Source organism: Leifsonia sp. SIMBA_070 (assembly GCF_046534635.1).
Classification (GTDB): domain Bacteria; phylum Actinomycetota; class Actinomycetes; order Actinomycetales; family Microbacteriaceae; genus Leifsonia.
In genome coordinates, this window is sequence record NZ_JAWRYK010001025.1 from 1 (window position 1) to 231 (window position 231).

The window sequence follows — 231 nt, forward strand, 5'->3', positions numbered from 1 at the left end:
GCCGGGCGTGCCGTCGCGCCGCAGCGGCCGGTCGGCCTTCATGGCCTCGCGCACGCCCCTGGTGAACCGCTCCCCGGCCTCCGGCGACATCTTTGCCGCGGAGGTGGCGAGCAAGGAGGTGGGAATGTTGCCCGGCGCAATGCAATTGACACGAATGTCGTACTCGGCCAGCTCGATGGCCGCAGATTTCGTGAAGTGGATCGCCGCGGCCTTGGAGGCCCGATACGTCAT

The 231-nt window shown here is 68.0% G+C and carries 1 protein-coding gene; it reads right to left on the reverse strand.

The window, feature by feature from the left end:
• The coding region (locus tag SB754_RS23265) for an SDR family oxidoreductase (RefSeq protein ID WP_410784600.1) at positions 1-231 on the reverse strand (231 nt) is incomplete at both ends.